General features: G+C 66.7%; 16 protein-coding genes. 7 read left to right on the top strand and 9 right to left on the bottom strand.

The window, feature by feature from the left end:
• Positions 1–3: 3 nt before the first annotated feature.
• Together Q8J98_RS01270 and Q8J98_RS01265 are read right to left on the bottom strand one after the other, a co-directional pair.
• A complete protein-coding gene (locus Q8J98_RS01270; protein WP_305292743.1) occupies positions 4–2,532 on the bottom strand; it encodes an ABC transporter permease in 2,529 nt (842 codons plus the stop codon).
• Positions 2,529–3,197: an ABC transporter ATP-binding protein gene (locus Q8J98_RS01265; RefSeq protein ID WP_305292741.1), complete on the bottom strand. Its 669-nt coding sequence runs from the start codon at positions 3,195–3,197 to the stop codon at positions 2,529–2,531. The genes Q8J98_RS01270 and Q8J98_RS01265 overlap by 4 nt, the downstream gene beginning before the upstream one ends.
• A gap of 52 nt (positions 3,198–3,249) precedes the next feature.
• On the opposite strand from Q8J98_RS01265, the gene Q8J98_RS01260 reads away from it, so the two are divergent.
• Together Q8J98_RS01260 and Q8J98_RS01255 are read left to right on the top strand one after the other, a co-directional pair.
• On the top strand, positions 3,250–3,885 hold the full coding sequence (locus Q8J98_RS01260) for an arylesterase (protein ID WP_305292739.1): 636 nt from the start codon (positions 3,250–3,252) through the stop codon (positions 3,883–3,885).
• A 95-nt stretch (positions 3,886–3,980) separates the two neighbouring features.
• Positions 3,981–4,418 (top strand): hypothetical protein, encoded by a 438-nt coding sequence (locus tag Q8J98_RS01255; protein WP_305292737.1) that lies wholly within the window; start codon positions 3,981–3,983, stop codon positions 4,416–4,418.
• Here the strand turns inward: Q8J98_RS01255 and Q8J98_RS01250 are convergent.
• Positions 4,415–6,448 carry an NADH:flavin oxidoreductase gene (locus tag Q8J98_RS01250; protein WP_305292735.1) on the bottom strand — a complete coding sequence of 678 codons (2,034 nt, stop codon included), beginning with the start codon at positions 6,446–6,448 and terminating at the stop codon, positions 4,415–4,417. The genes Q8J98_RS01255 and Q8J98_RS01250 overlap by 4 nt on opposite strands.
• A 232-nt stretch (positions 6,449–6,680) precedes the next feature.
• On the opposite strand from Q8J98_RS01250, the gene Q8J98_RS01245 reads away from it, so the two are divergent.
• Positions 6,681–8,084: an FAD-binding oxidoreductase gene (locus Q8J98_RS01245; RefSeq protein WP_305292733.1), complete on the top strand. Its 1,404-nt coding sequence runs from the start codon at positions 6,681–6,683 to the stop codon at positions 8,082–8,084.
• A gap of 1 nt (position 8,085) precedes the next feature.
• Positions 8,086–9,285: a hypothetical protein gene (locus Q8J98_RS01240; RefSeq protein WP_305292731.1), complete on the top strand. Its 1,200-nt coding sequence runs from the start codon at positions 8,086–8,088 to the stop codon at positions 9,283–9,285.
• A 40-nt stretch (positions 9,286–9,325) separates the two neighbouring features.
• Here Q8J98_RS01240 and hemC read toward each other — a convergent pair whose 3' ends face one another.
• Complete coding sequence (gene hemC / locus Q8J98_RS01235) at positions 9,326–10,258, bottom strand: hydroxymethylbilane synthase (protein ID WP_305292729.1); 933 nt, start codon at positions 10,256–10,258, stop codon at positions 9,326–9,328.
• 101 nt (positions 10,259–10,359) lie between these two features.
• On the opposite strand from hemC, the gene hemE reads away from it, so the two are divergent.
• On the top strand, positions 10,360–11,394 hold the full coding sequence (gene hemE, locus Q8J98_RS01230; RefSeq protein ID WP_305292727.1) for a uroporphyrinogen decarboxylase: 1,035 nt from the start codon (positions 10,360–10,362) through the stop codon (positions 11,392–11,394).
• Between the two features lie 12 nt (positions 11,395–11,406).
• Here hemE and Q8J98_RS01225 read toward each other — a convergent pair whose 3' ends face one another.
• Positions 11,407–13,449 (bottom strand): DEAD/DEAH box helicase, encoded by a 2,043-nt coding sequence (locus Q8J98_RS01225; RefSeq protein WP_305292725.1) that lies wholly within the window; start codon positions 13,447–13,449, stop codon positions 11,407–11,409.
• A 77-nt stretch (positions 13,450–13,526) separates the two neighbouring features.
• The gene (locus tag Q8J98_RS01220) at positions 13,527–14,129 is read right to left on the bottom strand and encodes a LysE family translocator (protein WP_305292724.1); all 603 of its coding nucleotides are present in this window, start codon (positions 14,127–14,129) and stop codon (positions 13,527–13,529) included.
• A gap of 72 nt (positions 14,130–14,201) precedes the next feature.
• Here Q8J98_RS01220 and Q8J98_RS01215 point away from each other — a divergent pair, with 72 nt between their 5' ends.
• On the top strand, positions 14,202–14,654 hold the full coding sequence (locus Q8J98_RS01215; RefSeq protein WP_305292722.1) for an Lrp/AsnC family transcriptional regulator: 453 nt from the start codon (positions 14,202–14,204) through the stop codon (positions 14,652–14,654).
• Between the two features lie 76 nt (positions 14,655–14,730).
• On the opposite strand, the gene hemF is transcribed toward Q8J98_RS01215, so the two are convergent.
• Entirely contained in the window at positions 14,731–15,606 is an 876-nt protein-coding gene (gene hemF / locus Q8J98_RS01210) for an oxygen-dependent coproporphyrinogen oxidase (protein ID WP_305292720.1), read from the bottom strand.
• A 112-nt stretch (positions 15,607–15,718) separates the two neighbouring features.
• Here hemF and Q8J98_RS01205 point away from each other — a divergent pair, with 112 nt between their 5' ends.
• A complete protein-coding gene (locus Q8J98_RS01205) occupies positions 15,719–16,135 on the top strand; it encodes a hypothetical protein (protein ID WP_305292718.1) in 417 nt (138 codons plus the stop codon).
• Positions 16,136–16,138: 3 nt separating this feature from the next.
• Here the strand turns inward: Q8J98_RS01205 and Q8J98_RS01200 are convergent, their stop codons facing one another.
• Entirely contained in the window at positions 16,139–16,942 is an 804-nt protein-coding gene (locus Q8J98_RS01200; protein WP_305292716.1) for an SDR family NAD(P)-dependent oxidoreductase, read from the bottom strand.
• A 43-nt stretch (positions 16,943–16,985) separates the two neighbouring features.
• On the bottom strand, positions 16,986–18,014 hold the full coding sequence (locus Q8J98_RS01195; protein WP_305292714.1) for a class I SAM-dependent methyltransferase: 1,029 nt from the start codon (positions 18,012–18,014) through the stop codon (positions 16,986–16,988).
• Positions 18,015–18,020: the final 6 nt, after the last annotated feature.

Genomic DNA, 18,020 nt, shown 5'->3' with positions numbered 1-18,020 from the left:
GCCTCAGTCGCGGGCGCGCAGCACCTCGGCGGGGCGCACCGCCAAGGGGCGCAGCGCGAACACAAGGCCCGCCGCAAGCGTCGCCAACAGCCCCCCGAGCACAATGGCCAGTGCCGGTATCGGCGCAAAATGGTATTCGGCATCCATAACCAGAGTCAGCACTGCCCAACCCGCAGCCGCACCAAAGCCGATTGCAAGCAACCCTGCCGCCGCCCCCATAAGCGCCGCACGAAGCGCAAATGACGCAAGAATGCGCCCGCGTGACGCGCCCAGCACCTTCAGCACCGCCGCCTCCCATGCCCGCGCCCTCTCGCCCGCCGCTGCCGCGCCGATCAGCACCACAAAGCCGGTGGCGAGTGTCACGCTTGCCGCCAGCGCCGTAGCCCGCGCAATCGCGTCAAGCGCGCGCGTCACCTGTGCAATCGCGTCACGGATGCGGATTGCGGTGATGTTGGGAAAGGCCGCCCCAACATCTCGCAGGATCGCCGCTTCAACCTCGGGCGGCGCGTAGATGGTGGCAATGTTGCTGTGCGGTGCCCCCGCCAGCGCCGCCGGGTTCAGTGTCACGACAAAGCCGATGCCCGCAGTCGAAAAGTCAACCTCGCGGAACGAGGTGATTTCTGCCTCGATGTCCCGCCCCAGCACGTTGACAGTGATCTTGTCACCAAGCTTCAGCCCAAGCTCGGCGGCTTCCTGAGCGGCGAAACTCGCCTGCGGCGGCCCGTCATATCCCGGCCCCCACCAGGTGCCCGCCACCACCCGCGTCGTGCTCGGAATCTCGTCCGCATAGGTTATGCCCCGGTCGCCGCGCAAAACCCAGTGGTCGCCCGCCACCTCGCGCGCGGGCTGCCCGTTGATCCGGGTGACGACCCCACGCAGCATCGGCGCGGTATCAAGCCGCGTCACTTCGGCAAAAGCGGTGACCCGCGCCTTGAACGCGTCGATCTGGTCGGACTGAATATCGACCATGAAATAGGCTGGCGCACGCTCGGGCAAATCATTCTGGATCGCCGCGCGCAGGCCCGCATCGACCTGCCCCACGGCGGCCAGCACTGAAAGCCCAAGGCCCAGCGACATCACCACCGCCACCGCTTCGCTGCGCGGTCCACCAATGGCGGCCAGCGCCGCCCTGACACCGGGCCGGCCCCGCACCATCGGTGCCCTCGCCGCAAACCGCGCCAACCGGCGCAAGATGAGCGCAGCCGCCGCAAGCAGCACCAGCGCCCCCGCGATGCCGCCCAAAGTGCCAAGCGCTAGCGACGGCACGCCCGAAAACCAGACCGACGCCGCCACCAGGGCTGCCAGCAACGCCGCGCTTGCCGCCAAAAGCCCGCGCGAGGGTATTCCCCGACGCCCCGGCCCAAGATCGCGAAACAGCGCCGCCGCGCGCACCGCGCGCATCTGACCCAGGGGCCAGAGCGTGAAAAGCGCGGCAACCAGCACACCATAAGTGGTGGCTTCTGCCAGCGCCCAAGGTGCCAGTCCGAACTCCACCGGAATGGGCATCACCCGCGCAATCAGGGGTGCCGCAAGCAATGGCCCACCCGCGCCCAGCACCAACCCGATACCAACACCAATCACCGTCAGCACCGCAAGTTGCAAAGCAAAAACCGATAGAATCAGCCCCCCGCTTGCTCCCAGCGCCTTCAGGGTTGCAATCGTTTCGGTCTTGCGCTCCATCCAGGCGCGCACGGCGGCGGATATGCCCACGCCGCCCACCGCGAGGCCCGCAAGCCCCACCAGCACCAGAAACGAGCCGATCCGCTCGACAAAAACCTCGGCCCCCGGCGAGGCGCGGCGGCTATCTTGCCAGCGCATCCCGGCACCATCGAAATGCGCGCGCGCCTCGCTGCGCAACGCCGCAAGATCGGTACCTGTGGGCAAGACCAGCCTGTAGGCGGTCGAGAAAATCGAACCCGGCTCCAGCAGCCCCGACCCATCCAGCGCCGCCGCCGCCACGATGGTGCGCGGCGCAAAGCCAAAACCGCCCGATGCGCCGTCTGGTTCATGCACCAGCCGCGCGGTCATCACGAAGCTCTTGACCCCCAGCCGAACTGCATCGCCGACTTGCAGACCCATCCGGTCGGCAAGCACCCCGTCCACGACCACACCGGGCTTGCCGCCTGCCCCCGCCATTGCCTCGGCAAAGGGCATCGGCGGGTCCAGCCCCACCGCGCCAAGCAGCGGATAGGCACCATCGACCGCCTTCACCATCGTCAGCCCGCGTTCAGCGGTATCGCCCTCGCCCATCACCAGCATCGATCGAAAATCGATGATCTCCGACATCTCCACCGCCCGCGCGGCCATCCAGGCGCGCTCGTCCTCGGTCGCCGCGCGATAGGAAAACTCCAGCTGCGCGTCACCGCCAAGCAACTCGGCCCCCTGCGCGTCAAGCCCTGCCTGAATGGCAGCCCGCACCGTGCCAACTGCGGCAATCGCCGCCACACCAAGGATCAGGCAGAGCAGAAACACCCGAAACCCGGCGATGCCGCCGCGCAGTTCACGCCGCGCGATCCGCAGCGCCAGCCTCATGGTGTCACCCGCCCATCGGCCAGATGCACGATCCGGTCGCAACGCGCGGCAAGCTCCGGCGCATGCGTGACCAGCACCAGCGTTGCGCCATGCCTGTCGCGCAGCCCGAAAAGCAGGTCCATGATCGCGGCACCATTGGCCGCATCAAGGTTGCCGGTCGGCTCATCTGCAAGAAACAGCTTCGGCCGCGGTGCCGCAGCCCGTGCCAGCGCAACCCGTTGCTGCTCGCCGCCCGACAGTTCTGCCGGGTAGTGCCCGCCGCGCGCCGCAAGCCCGACCGCTTCCAGTTCCTCGGCCGCGCGCCCGAATGCGTCTGCCACCCCCGCAAGTTCCAGCGGCAGCGCCACGTTTTCCAGCGCCGTCATCGTCGCAATGAGGTGGAAGCTTTGAAAAACAATCCCCATATTGCCACGGCGGAAGCGGGCCAGCGCATCTTCGTTCATCGCGCCCAGATCCTGGCCCAACGCCGTGACTGTGCCGGAGCTTGCCCGCTCCAACCCGCCCATCAACATGAGGAGCGACGACTTGCCAGACCCCGATGGCCCGACCAGCCCCACGCTCTCGCCCCGCGCAATATCAAGCGTGATGCCGCGCAAAATCTCGACCGGTCCCGCGTTGCCTGCCAAAGTCAGCCGCGCATCGCGCAGACCCAGAACCGTATCCATAAATGCTGCCCTCGCCTCAATCTCTGCATTTGCATATGGCACGGGTCGCGCCTTGCGCAACCTCGCCGCGGTCACATTTCTGCTGGCAACACCGGCATTCGCGGCGTCGCTGCAATTGGTGGCCCTCGGTGACAGCCTGACCGCCGGCTATGGCCTGCCGCCGCAAGAGGGGCTGGTGCCGCAACTGCAAGCATGGCTCGCCGCCGCCGGTGCCGATGTGGTGGTGCTGAACGCAGGCGTTTCGGGCGATACGACCGCTGGCGGACTCGCGCGGCTCGACTGGTCACTGGCGGGCGGGGCCGACGCGCTGATGGTCGCGCTTGGCGGCAACGACCTTCTTCGCGGCCTGCCACCCGCGCAATCACGCGCAAATCTTGATGCGATCCTGACCGACGCAGGCAAACGCGGCCTGCCGGTATTGCTCGTCGGCCTGCCCGCGCCATCGAACTACGGCCCCGAGTTCAAGACCGAGTTCGACGCCATCTTTCCCGACCTTGCCGCAGCTTATGGCACCGTCATGCTGCCCAACCTGCTCGCGCCGATCATGGATTTGCCGCTGCAAACCCGCAGCGCGCGCGCGCTGATGCAAGCCGATGGCCTCCACCCCTCGGCCGAAGGGGTAAAACTGGTGATCGCGGAACTCGGCCCGAAGGTGCTTGAACTGCTCGCGCGCGTGCCGCCCCGCTGACACCACGGCGGGGGGGGGGGGAGCCGCGGCTGAAACCATTGACACGGTGCGGGCCAGCGGCGAAGGCTTGCCGGGCTATCCGTGCCGGAGTTGTCATGCGCCACCTCAGCCAGCCCGCGCTTGCCGCGCTTTTTGCCGCCTCCCTCCTTGGCAGTTTCTTTCTTCCCGTCATTTCCATCCCGTTGCTGATCCAGATAACGCCGATCGCTACGCTGGATGAAGTGGGCATCGAGGGGCTGAAGCGCATGGACCTCACCGGCCAGTTGTTCTTCCTGGCGTTTCCCCTGGCCGCCCTGGTATTGGTGCTGGCGCTATTGCGCCGCTGCCCCGGCATTCTGGCGCTGGTCGCCGGGTCGGTGCCGGTTGGCGTGGTGATCTATGCGGCATTCAACTTCAATGACCAGTTGCGCAAGCTCGGCCTGCCGCTGCAAGCCACAGATTTCAGTGACTTGCTCGGCATCGGTGCCTATCTGTATATCGGCGGCGCGATCGGGCTAGTGGTTCTCGGCCTGACCGATCGCGGGCGCGGCTAAATGCGGATGCCGTAGCGCAGCGCGTCGTAGATACCGGCATGGATGTTGCGCGCCGCCACCGCGTCGCCGATACGGTAGAGCGTGAACGCGGCACCCGGATTGCGCGCGGGGAAAACCTCGCCCGACCCGATCAGCGCCGCATGATCGACCGCACCAAGATTGCGGCTGAGCGGTTTGAGCGCGTGATAAAGTTCGTCATTGGCCAAGGTGCCGTGGTCTGCCACCAAGAGATCGACCTGACGTGCATCGCTCCAGCCCGGTGCGAAATCCGAGCCGAACCGCACCAGTACCCCGTTGCCCGCCCGTGCTACCCCGGCCAGACGGGTGTTGATGGTAATGCGCACGCCCATCTCGTGAAAAGCGCGCATGTAAGGTACATGATTCATGCCACCCACATCAGGCGCTAGCGTGCGCTCAGGCGTCACCAGTTCCACCTCTGCCCCGGCCCGCGCCGCCATTTCGGCCGCCATCAGCCCGGCATGGCCCGCCCCGTCTTCATAGACCAGCACCCGCCCCTGCGGCACCACGTCGCCCGAAATCACATCCCAACTGGTTCGCGCCAGCCCCTCCGCCGCCTCTGGCAGGTGTGGCAGGCCACCGGTGGCAATCACCACCACCTCCGGCACCAGAGCCAGCACGTCGGACGGCTCGGCAAAGACATTGCAGCGCAACTCCACCCCCAACCGCTCCAGTTCCGCCAAACGCCAATCGATGATCCCCGCCATCTCGCGCCGCCTCGGGTGCTGCACGATCAGCCCCACCTGCCCGCCCGCTCGCGTCGCCGCCTCGAGCACGGTTACCCGGTGCCCGCGCTCACCCGCCACCCGCGCCGCCTCAAGGCCTGCCGGGCCCGCGCCAACCACAACCACCCGCCGCGCGGTCTCGGCGCGCGGGATGAGATGCGGCATCGTCGCTTCGCGCCCGGTTGCGGCGTTGTGCACACAAAGCGCGCCACCCCCCTCGTAGATGCGGTCAAGGCAGTAGGTAGCACCCACACAGGGGCGAATGCGCGCCTCCTGCCCGGCCGCCACCTTGGCGGTGATGTGTGGATCGGCAATATGCGCCCGGGTCATTCCCACCATGTCAAGCTTGCCGCTTTCGATCGCGTGCCGCGCGGTTGCCACATCGGGAATACGCGCGGCGTGAAACATCGGCATGCCCGTGGCTTGCCGCACTTCACCGGCAAAATCGAGATGCGGCGCATAGGCCATGCCCTGAATTGGAATGACCCCGGTCAGCGCCGCGTCGGTATCGATATGCCCACGGATCAGGTTGAGAAAATCGACCTTGCCCGAGGCCGCCAGCCGCTGCGCGATTTCCACCCCCTCGGCACGGCTCAGCCCCTGCTCCGTCGCCTCGTCGGCAACCATGCGAAGGCCGACAATGAACTCCGCCCCGACCGCGCCGCGCACCGCGTCCAGAACCGACCAGGTGAAACGCAGGCGGTTCTCAAGGCTGCCGCCCCATTGGTCAGCGCGCCGGTTTGTGGCGGGCGACCAGAAGCTGTCCATCAGATGGCCGTAGGCCTCGAATTCGATGCCATCGAGCCCGGCTGCCTGCATTCGCGCGGCAGCGGCGGCGTAATCGGCAATGATCCGCTCCAGATCCCAGCCTTCCGCCTCTTTCGGCATCGCCCGATGCGCCGCCTCGCGCACCGGACTGGCGCTGAGTACCGGCAGCCAGTGCGCCTTGTTCCAACCGGTGCGGCGGCCAAGGTGGGTCAACTGGATCATCACCCTGCAATCATGTTCATGGCAGTCGTCGGCAAGCGCCTTCAGCCAGGGCACGATTGCATCATCATAGGCGTGCAGGTTGCCGAAGGCTTGCGGGCTGTCGGCGCTGACCACCGCCGACCCCGCCGTCATGGTCAGCGCCATCCCGCCCCGCGCCTTTTCGCGGTGGTAAAGGCGGTAGCGGTCTTTTGGCATTCCGTCTTCGGAATAGGCCGGTTCATGCGCGGTCGACATGATGCGGTTCTTGAGCCGCAGGTGCTTGAGCTGAAACGGGGTAAGAAGCGGATCTTGAGCCATCGGAGCCTCCCATTTCGGCCGATCTTGCCCCAGCCGCCTGCGCGCCGCCAGCCCCGGCAGGCAGCATCGGCCGGGCTGCGCTCCGCGGGGGATATTTGGCCTGAAGCATTGCTCTGCTTCAGAAGGAAATATCCCCGCCGGAGGCCGCCGCCGTCGCCAGGAGCGCACCGATTGACTCTGGCGCAGGGTGGGCCGCGTGTGAAATATTCGGGCACAACCGACGAGGGCAGGCATGGACATTCTGGCCGAACTTACCGCCACGCTGGGGGCAGCACATGTGCTGACCGGCACCGATGCCGCCAGCTATGGCCGCGAATGGACCGGCAAGTATCACTGGCAGCCGCTCGCCGTGGCGCGGCCCGCCAGCACTGCCGAGGTGGCCGAGGTGGTGCGGCTGGCGGCGGCAGCGGGGGTGGCGGTGGTGCCGGTAGGCGGCAATACTGGGCTGAATGGCGGAACCTCTGCCGAGGGCGGTCTGATGCTCTCGCTTTCGCGGATGAACCGCATCCGCGAGGTCAACCCCGACGCACGCACATTGGTGGTCGAGGCCGGGGTGGTGCTCGAGTACGTGCAGGCGGCGGCGGCGGAACATGGGCTGGTGTTCGGTCTGAGCTTCGGGGCCAAGGGCTCGGCGCAGGTGGGCGGTTTCCTTTCGACCAACGCCGGCGGCTCCAACGTGCTGCGCTACGGCAGTGCGCGCGCGCTTTGCCTTGGGCTTGAAGTGGTGTTGGCCGACGGACGGGTGCTGAACGCGATGAGCGCGCTTCACAAGGATAACACCGGCTACGACCTGCGCGACCTCTTTATCGGAGCCGAGGGAACGCTCGGCATCATCACCGCCGCTGTGCTGCGGCTGGCACCCGCGCCGCGCGTGCAGGTGACAGCGCTGCTGGGGATGGACAGCCTTTCCGAGGCGCTCGCGCTGCTGCACCGGTTGCAAGCTGCCACCGGCGGCGCGGTCGAGGCTTTTGAATACATGCCCGCAGGCTACATGGCCCGGCTTGGCAGCATCCGCCCCGACCTCGCCTGCCCCTTCAGGCCTTGCCCGGTAAACATCCTTGTCGAAGTCGCCAGCACCCGGTTTGACGATGCAGCCTGCAATGCAGAGGGAGAATCGGCGCTCGCTGTGGCGTTCGAGGCACTTCTGGCCGAGGCCATCAGTTCGGGTGCGCTGCGCGAGACGGCGCTGGCGGCAAGTGGCGCGCAGCGCCGCAGGCTTTGGGCGATGCGAGAAGCTGCCGCCGAGATCACGCTCAACCGCGCGCCGCTGGTCGATACCGACATCGCCCTGCCGCTCGACCGGGTGGCGGAGTTCCTGCCGCGCATGGCGGTGCGGCTCGCGGCGCTTGATGCCGGGGCCGAAGAGATGGTGGTGGCGCATCTGGGCGATGGCAACATTCACTATACCGCCTATCCCTCGCGCGACGATGCCATGTTGAGCGCTGCCATTCGCGGTGCGGTGGCCGAAGAGGCGGTGGGGATGGGCGGCAGTTTTTCCGCCGAGCATGGCATCGGGCTATCGAAAATTGCCAGCATGGCGAAGCACAAGGACCCGGTTGCACTGGCCGCCATGCGCGCCATCAAGGCAGCGCTCGACCCGCAGGGCATTCTCAACCCCGGAAAGGTTCTGCCCTGAAATGCACGCGATCGGGCTATTCCGCCCCTTTCTGACCGACCCGGCACTGCGCCTCGCGGCGCTGTTGATGATGCTTTACGGCGCTTTCAGCGCATCGGTCACGCCCTATGTCTCGACGCTCGCGGTCAATGCCTTCGGTCTTGGCGATTCAGGCTTTGCGCTGGTGCTGGTCGCGGCGTCGCTGGTGTCGGTGGCAAGCGCCGTTGGCCTCGGAATACTGGCCGATCAACGCTCAAACCGCAGGTTGGTGGCGATGGTCGCGGTTTCGGCGATGCTGCTTGGCGTGCTCGCGGTGCCTGCCACCGGCGCAGCCTCGGCCTTCGTGCTGGCACATGCGCTGGCGCTGCCGCTCTCGACGGTGATCTTTGGCCATATCTTCGCCTTTGCGCGGCTGGCGGCAAGCGCGCATCCGCCGGATGCGCGCAATGCCATATTGGCTACGCTGCGCGCGCTCTTCGCGCTGCCATTCATCGTGGTGCTGCCGCTCTGGTCGCTGGCGTTTTCGCATGGCACAGGGTTAATGACGATATATCCGGTGGCGGCGGTGCTGGCGGCCTTCATGCTTGCGTTGACCTATGCGCGCTGGCCGCGCGAAGGCACCACGCGCTGGCAGGATCCGCGCTCGGGGCTGAGTTTCGCCGGATCTCTGCGCGAACTTGCGGTGCCGCGTGTGCTGGCGCGGGTGGCGCTTTTGGGCACGGTCAATGGCGCAATCACGCTTTACATCGTTCTGATCGCGCTTGTCATGTCAGAAACCCCGGGGCGCGGCCCTGCCGACGTGGCGCTTTATGTGGGCTTTGTGGCCGGGCTGGAGGTGCCGTTCATGATGGCATCGCCGCTCATTGCCCGGCATCTGCCGCGCAATACGCTGATCCTGATCGGCACCGTGCTATACATGGTGCATCTGGTGGCAATGCCGATGTTGGTTGCCACGCCCTATCTGTGGCTACTGCCATTGCCCGCCGCAGCCGGGGGCGCGCTGGTCATGACGCTGCCCATTGCCTATCTGCAAGACCTTCTCGGCGCGCGCCCCGGTGCCGGTGTGAGCCTGTTGGCGGTGCAACGCCTGGCGGGCGACATTTTCGCCGCTGCCGCCTTCGCGCTTGGAACCTGGATTGCTGGCTACGCTTTCGTGGCGGTGCTGGGTGCGGGGCTGGCGATCGCGGGCATCACCACACTATGGCTGCTGGACCGCAACTGAAGCCTCTCGCAGCGGATGCTTGCGCCAGGGCAAGACCGGATCAGCGCCAGTCGAAAAAGCCCTTTGGTGCCTGCGCGAGCAACTGGCGCGCAAGGCCATCACCGAGTGCCGCGGCATCGGAAACCGCAGCGCGGGCTTCGGCTGCAATCGCCTCCGATCCGTCAGGCCGAAGGATTTCGCCCCTGAGCCAGAGCGTCGTGCCCTCTAGCACCGCCAGCCCGGCAATCGGCGTTTCGCACGATCCGTCGAGCGTTGCGAGATAGGCGCGCTCGGCGGCAAGCCGGTGGCCGGTGCCGGTGTCGTGGATGCCAGCCAGCAACGCCTCGGCGCGGGCGTCTGCCAGCCGCCGCTCGATACCGATACACCCTTGCGCCACCGCGGGAAGCATTTCGGCCACCTCAATCGCACCCCGCGCCACCTCGGGCCGACCTAGACGGTTCAACCCCGCCATCGCCAGCAAGGTCGCCTCGGCAACGCCATCTGCCAGCTTCTTCAGCCGCGTTTGCACATTGCCGCGAAACTCCACAAGCTTCAGGTCGGAGCGGCGATTGGCAAGCTGCGCGCGGCGGCGCAAGCTGGATGTGCCAACAACGGCACCCTGCGGCAGATCGGACAACCGCATGTGCCGGGGCGAAACAAATGCGTCGCGCACATCTTCGCGCGGCAGGTAGCAATCGAGCACCAGGCCCGCAGGTTGCAGCACCGGCATGTCTTTCATCGAGTGCACCGCAATGTCGATGCCGCCCTCGCCCAGTGCCTCCTCGATCTCGCGGGTAAACAGCCCCTTGCCGCCAATCTCCTTCAGCGGCCGGTCGAGCACCTTGTCGCCCGTGGTCTTGATCACCACGACCTCGAAAGCGGCCTCGGGCAGTCCATGGGCAGCCATCAGGCGCGCGCGCGTCTCGTAGGCCTGAGCCAGCGCAAGCGGGCTGCCGCGGGTGCCGATCTTCAGCGGGTTCTGGGGCGTGGGCATGTTCATGCCCACGCAATAGCCGCGCCAAAAGACCCGCGCAAGAAGCTCCGCGCTTGACATCGCGCCCGCGCCCGCGATGAAGGGGCAAACGGAGTGCACGAATGACCAAAAAGCTGCTTTTGCGCGCCCTCGCGGGTGAAACCCTGCCAACGCCGCCAATCTGGATGATGCGGCAGGCGGGTCGCTATCTGCCCGAATATCGCGCCACCCGGGCAAAGGCCGGTGATTTTCTCTCGCTTTGCTACAACTCCGATCTTGCCGCCGAGGTGACACTTCAGCCAATCCGCCGTTTCGGCTTTGATGCAGCAATCCTGTTTGCAGACATTCTCTTGCTGCCGCAGGCACTTGGCGCAGAACTCTGGTTCGAGACCGGTGAAGGGCCGCGGCTTTCAACCATTACCGGCGCTGCCGACCTCGGCGCGCTCAAGGGCAAGGACGACATTCACGACAGTCTTGCCCCGGTCTATGAAACCATGCGCATTCTTGCCCGTGAGCTGCCGCGCGAAACCGCGCTTATAGGTTTCGCCGGGGCACCATGGACGGTGGCGAGCTATATGGTCGCAGGTCGCGGCACGCCCGACCAGGGCCCCGCACATGCGCTCAAGGCTGCCGACCGCAAGACCTTCTCGGCGCTGATCGAGCTTTTGACCGAGGCGACCATCGAATACCTCTCCGCCCAGGTCGTGGCCGGTGCCGAAGTGGTGAAACTGTTCGATTCATGGGCAGGTAGCCTGAAGGGGCAGGACTTCACCGATTTCGCGCTTGCCCCTGCCGCGCGGATCATCGCCGCGCTGAAGGCGCGCCACCCCGGCCTGCCGGTCATCGCCTTCCCGCGCGAGGCGGGGCCGCGCTATGTGGGTTTTGCCCGCGCCACCGGGGCCGATTGCGTGGCGCTCGACAATTCCGTGTCGGCGGAATGGGCCGCGGCAAACGTGCAAAAGGATGGCTGCGTGCAGGGCAACCTCGACCCGCGCCACATGGTCACCGGCGGGCAGGGGCTGGTGGACGAGACGCGGCGGATCGTGCGGGCATTCGCCAAGGGCCCGCACATATTCAACCTTGGCCACGGCATCACCCCCGACGGCAACCCCGACAACGTTGCGCTGATGGTCGAAACGGTGCGCGAAGCGCGCTGAGGCGGTGCCGCCTCAGCCCTTGGGCCGCGGTCCGCTGAACTTTGCGCCCGGTTTGCCTGCGGGCTTTGGCTTCGGCTTGGGTTTGGCCCAGCCTGCGCCGCGCTCCTTGGCAGGGGCCGCGCCTTCTGCCGTATCGCGGGCATGCAGCTTGACCGGCCGCGCCGGGGTGTTGAGCGGATCATAGGCCTCGGCACCCTTGCGGTGCGGCTTCTTCGCGGGCGCGCTGGCGGTGCCATGTGGCGCGAGATCCGCCACTGGGCGCAGCGCGGCGCTAACCGGGCGCGGTGCGTCGGCGCGCTCGGCCGCGGGGGCGGACTTGCCACCATAGGGTTTCTTGTCCGGCGGCGGCGTTTCGTATGCCACTTTTTCGTAAGCCTTTTTCGCGCCATAAACACGCGGTGCGGCGGTGGCTGCCCGCCGCGTTTCGGCCAGACGCGGGGCGGAATGCGCTTCGGTGCCAATCGGGGCCGTGTCGAGCACGCTTACCGAAATTCCGTCTTCAAGCTGCATCGCCGGACCCAGAGCCGCAAGAAAACGGGCACCCGCGTCGGCATGGATCTGCACCAGCGTGCGCGCCTCCTGCACCCGGATCGCACCAATGTCGCGGCGCGACAGATCGCCTGCACGGCAGAGCATCGGCAAAAGCCAGCGCGGATCGGCGCGGCCCTCCTGCCCGATCGAAAGGCTCGCCCAGAGGCTCTGCTCGAACTCGACGCGGGCACGGGGTTTGGGCCCGTCGGGGCTGACCACCGCCAGATCCTCGGGGGCCGAGCGCTGCGCCATGTATTGGCGAACCACCGCCACCGCCAGCGCCTCGGCATCATAGGTCTGCATCAAGCGCGCTACCAACGGCGCTTCGTCAACGGTCGCGGGCGTGGTCAGTACCGGCTCGCTGAGCAGCCGCTCGACATCACGCGCGTTGACCTCTTCGGCACCCGGGGCCGAAGCCCAGATCGGCGCAATATTGGCGAATGAGAAAAGCCGCTCGGCCTTTTTGCGCGCCGAAAAGGGCACGATCACCGCGGCAACGCCCTTGCGCCCGGCACGGCCGGTGCGGCCCGAGCGGTGCAACAGCGCTTCCTTGTTCACCGGTAAATCAGCATGCACCACCAGTTCCAGCCCCGGCAGATCGATGCCCCGCGCCGCGACGTCGGTTGCCACGCAGACCCGCGCCCGCCCGTCGCGCATTGATTGCAGCGCGTGGCTGCGCTCGGCCTGGCTCAACTCGCCCGACAAGGCCACGACCTGAAAGCCGCGATTGAGGAACCGCCCGGTCAGATGCGTGACCATCGCCCGCGTCGAGCAGAAAACCAGCGCGGTGCGCGCCTCGTAATAGCGCAGCACGTTCACGATGGCATTCTCGCGATCCGCCTGATCGACCAGCAGCGCGCGGTATTCGATGTCGTGGTGCTGTTCGCGCTCGGCCACGGTCGAGATCCGATGTGCATCGCGCTGGTAGGCTTTGGCAAGCGCCGCAATCTCGCGCGAGACGGTGGCCGAAAACATCAGTGTGCGGCGCTCGGCCGGGGCGGCTTTCAGAATGAATTCCAGATCCTCGCGAAAACCGAGGTCAAGCATCTCGTCGGCCTCATCCAGCACCGCCACCGCAAGCGCCGAAAGATCGAGCGCGCCGCGCCGCATATGGTCGCAAATCCGCCCCGGCGTTCCCACCACGATATGCGCGCCCCGCTCCAGCGCACGCCGCTCGGCGCGCGCATCCATGCCCCCCACGCAGGCCGCGATCACCGCCCCGGTGGCGGCGTAAAGCCACTCCAGCTCGCGCTTCACCTGCATGGCAAGTTCGCGCGTCGGCGCAATGATCAGCGCACGGGGAATGTCGGCAGGCCCCGTCCGCGCGCTATCCCCAAGAAGTTGCGAAGCGATGGTCAGGCCAAAGGCCACCGTCTTGCCCGACCCCGTCTGTGCCGAAACCAGCAAATCGGCACTCGCCGCGCCCGGCTCCAGCACCGCGCGCTGCACCGGGGTCAGTTCGGCATAGCCCTTGGTCTCAAGGCTTCGCGCCAAAACTGCATGCACGCCGTCAAACTGGGTCATCGAAACACTTTCGGGTTGGGGGGGCGCGATGCTCGCGGACCGCGCCCCTTAACGGGAAACGCGGCCCCTGTATAGCCTCAATGCGCGCCCGTCGCCAGCACCGGCCAGAGCGAGGCCAAAAGCAGCGCCGCCATGATGCCGTTAAAGGCGCGCATCCGGGCGCGGCTGTGCAGCACCCCCTGCATCGCGGTGCCCAGGCCCGCCCAGAGCGAGATCGAACCGAGGTTGATCGGCGTGAAAACTGCCGCCACCATGCCCACCCCTGCCATCCCCCCGACCGGTGCATAGACGGCAAGCGCGGTCAGCGCCATCGCCCAGGCCTTCGGGTTGACCCACTGGAACGCCACCGCCTGCAAGAAGCTGAAAGGCCGCCCGCCCGCTACCCGCTCGGCAGGCGGTGCCGCAGTAGCGATCTTCCACGCCAGCCAGATCATGTAGGCCACGCTCACCGCCTTCAACACGGTCCATGCCTGCGGCTCCACCGCAAACACCCCGACAACACCCGCACCCAGGCTCAGCAGCATGATCGCAAACCCCACTGCCACGCCCAGCATATGCGGCAACGTGCGGCGCAGACCGAAATTGGCACCCGATGCCAACAGCATCAGGTTGTTTGGCCCCGGCGTGACCGAGGTGACAAAGGCGAAAGAGGCAAGGGCAAGGAACAATGTCTGGTCCATCGCGCAACTATATTCGAACCCTCCGGAAACAATGTTGCTATTTGCCGCGCCAATTGCCATCTTGCGCAACAAATGAGCACACAAAACCAAATCACCGAAAGGATATTGCAGACCCTCCTGCGCGAGGGGCGAATCTCCAACCTCGACCTCGCCGCGCGCGTCGGCCTTTCGCCTTCCGCCTGCCTGCGCCGGGTGCAGGAACTGGAGCGCAGCGGCGTGATCGCCGGCTACCGCGCCCGGCTCAACCCCGACGCCCGCGGTCTCGGCTTTGCCGCCTATGTCGCGGTCGGCCTCTCGCAGCACACCAAGGCCGCGCAAGAAGCTTTCGAGCGCGCCATCGCCCACGCGCGCGAGGTGCGCGAATGCCACAACGTCACCGGCGCGATCGAGTACCTGTTGCGCGTCGAGGTGGCCGACCTCGCCGCCTACAAGCACTTCCATACCGAGGTGCTGGGCACCCTGCCGCAGGTCACCTCGATCTCGTCTTATGTGGTGATGGGCTCGCCCAAGGACGAACGCGCCTGAGCCCCGCGGCCTTCTTCTTTGCCCAAATACCCCGGGGGGAAGGGCCGCAGGCCCTCGGGGGGCGGCACCCCCCGGATCAGACCCATTTCGCCAGCGGTGGCAGGCTCATCAGCACCGCATTCGCGTCATGGCCGCTTTCCAGCCCGAACTTGGTGCCGCGGTCGTAGATGAGGTTGTATTCGGCATAAAGCCCGCGGTGGATCAGTTGGGTGTCTTTCTCGGCCTCGCCCCAGCCCATTTCGCGCCGCCGAGCCACCAGCGGCAGATATGCAGGGAGGAAAGCCTCGCCCACGGCGCGGGTGAAAGCGAAGTCGGCAGCCCAGTCACCGCTGTTCAGATCATCATAGAAGATCCCGCCTACACCCCGCGCCCGGCCACGATGGGGTACAAAGAAATAGGCGTCGGCCCAGGCTTTGAACCGGGAATAATAGTCGGGCGAATGGGCGTCGCACGCATCCTGAAGCGTGGCGTGAAAATGCGCCGTATCTTCGGGGTATTCGATGCAGGGGTTCAGATCCGACCCGCCGCCAAACCACGAGGCACCCGGGGTCCAGAACATCCGCGTGTTCATGTGCACGGCGGGCACATGCGGGTTTTGCATGTGCGCGACAAGGCTGATGCCCGAGGCCCAGAAGCGCGGATCGTCGGCCATTCCCGGCACCCCTCGCGCCGCCATTGCCGCTTGTGCGCGCGCGCCAAGGCTGCCCCAGACGGTCGAGATGTTCACCCCCACCTTTTCGAACACCCGCCCGCCACGCATGACGCTCATCAGCCCGCCGCCCGCTTCCTCCCCGCCGGGGGCTTCGCGCCGCGTCTGCGTAACCTCAAAGCGGCCCGGCGCGGCACCGGTGCCGACATTTTCCACCGCCTCGAATGCCGCCACGATACGGTCACGCAAGGTGCCAAACCACGCCGCCGCCGCTGCCTTCTCGCTCTCGTAATCGCCCGCCATCTGACCCTCCGCCGTGCCTCGGAGCCGCGTATTAGCAAAACTTGCGCCGGTCGGGAATTGCCAAAAGCCCGGCGCGGCGCGAAGCTGGCGCGAGAACCTGCCGGAGATCGCCATGCGCCGTGCCTTCCGACTGCTGCCTTTTGCCCTTGTCCTCACACTTCTCGCCTGCGGCACGCCGCAAGAGCGCTGCATCTGGCGCGCGACGCAAGAACTCGGGTCGGTCGAGGAACTTCTGGCCGAGGTCGAAGGCAACCTCGCGCGCGGATACGCCTGGGAGGAATACCAGCAAACCAACATGCAGTGGGTGCGCTGCACGAAACCGGCACCGCCGCCACCGCCCGGCAGCCCGCCGCAGCCACCGCAACAAAGCATGTGCTTCGAGCCGGTCACCGTAACGCTGCAGCGCCGCGTGGCAATCGACCCGAGCGCCGAAATGCGCAAGCGCGACGGTCTGGCCGCAAAGGTCGCCGAGCTTCGGCGCAATGCAGCCGCCGAAATCGCCCAGTGCCGCGCGATCTACCCGCAGTAGCGATCAGAACGCGGGCACCGGCACCGCGTCACGCAGGCTGCGACCGCCATCGACGGTCAGCACCTGCCCGGTGATGAAGCCCGCGCCGTCCGACGCGAGAAACTGCACCGCTTCGGCCAGCTCTGCCGCGCCCGCTATCCGCCGCATCGGTGTGCCTTGGGTGATCTCGTCCCGCCAGCCGCTGTGTTCACTTAGCGCGCCATGCAGGCTTGCGCTCATCAGCGATCCGAAGGCCACGCAGTTCACCCGAATGCCGCGCGGTGCAAGCGCCACCGCAAGCGACCGTGTTGCCTGTTCCACCGCTGCGCAAGAGACGGAATAGGCCAGAAGTTCCGGCTGCGCGCACCGCGCCGCAAGCGTCGAAATGTTGATGATGCTGCCCACAGGCTCGGCCTGACGCCCCTCTTTTTCCGCCTGTGCCAGCATCCGCTTCGCCGTCAACTGGCTTAGCCGCAGCCCGGCCATAAGGTTCTGATGCAACATCGATTCAAGCAGCGCCTCGTCGGCGCAAAGCGGGTCGCCGGTGCCGATCACCCGCGCCGCGTTCACCAGGATGTCGATCCGTTCAAAGGCATCGACGGTCGCCGAGAGCAGGTTGGCCAGCGTCAGCTTCTGGCACAGGTCACCGGCAAAATAGCGCGCCGAGCCTTCATTCTGGTCGCCCACCTCGGCCGCCAGACGCTGTTCGTCAATATCGGCAAACATTACGTTCGCGCCGCTTTCGACAAAGTGCCGCGCGATGGCAAGGCCAACGCCGTTGGCAGCACCAGTGACAATCGCGGTCTTGCCGGAAATGGAAATCGACATCTGAGCCCTTGCGCTGATTCTCGCACGGTGACGTTAGCCGATCTCAGCGTCCGGCGCGAGACGGCGGCGTGACCCGCGGTTTGGGTTCCGCCTGCGGCCTTTGCGCCCGGATCAGGCGGTAACCCGGGTCGTCGCCCAACTCGTCAACAACGCGGAAAAGCGACTTGAGGTGCTTCACATAGGGCAGATGCCGATTGGCCACCATGTAAAGGGTGCCCGAAAGCGACAACATCGCCTGCGCCGCCGCGATGAAGGCAAGACAAAGCGCCGGGTCGGCGTTGCGGCTGGAGTGAAACGGCGGGTTCATCACCACCGCGCCAAACCGCGCCTCGGGGCGGAAATTGCGGGCATCGGCCCAGTGAAACCGGGCGCGCGGATCGGTGATATTGGCGCGCGCGCAGGCAAGTGCCGCATGTTCCGCCTCGATCAGATGGCATTCCTCCACCCCTTCGCGCGCCAGCACCTGCGCCGAAAGCCAGCCCCAGCCCGCGCCAAGGTCAGCCACGCGGGCGGGCAGCCGGGCGGGCAGCGCGGCCCCCAGAAGCGCTGACCCGCGATCCAGCGCCTCGGCGGAAAAGACGCCCGGCACCGTGGTAAAACCGGGTGCCGGGTTGAAACGCTGCCCGCGCCAATCGGCCAGCGCCTCGGGCCGCGGCGCGGCAAAGCGGAAGATCTTGCCATGCGCCTTCGAAATCGGCTCGTCCACCGCAAGCCGCGCGCGAACCGCGCGCAGGATGCCGTCGATGCCATCGGTCTTGGCACCGTCCACCCAGATCGGCCCGCCAGGAACCACCCGCGCCGCCGCCTCGGCAAGCAGCGCCTCGGCCTCGGACCGGGCGCGCGGAACAAAGACGAAAGCCGCAGCATAGCGCCCTTCCGGCTCGGGCGAAACCGTATGGCCCTGCGCCGTGAGCGCCTCGAAATCGGGCCGGAAACCCTGCACCAGATGCAGCCGCGCCTGCGGCAAGGCGCTCAGGTCATGCTCGGCGCGCGGCCGCAACAGCAAGATCCGCCCGGCAGGCGGCAAGACATCCGGCACCGCCAGTGCCAGCGAAATGCGCGGATCAGCCATGCAGGC

The organism is Phaeovulum sp. (assembly GCF_030684035.1).
Classification (GTDB): Bacteria; Pseudomonadota; Alphaproteobacteria; order Rhodobacterales; family Rhodobacteraceae; genus UBA6213.
This window is presented reverse-complemented; position numbering and strand designations above follow the sequence as displayed.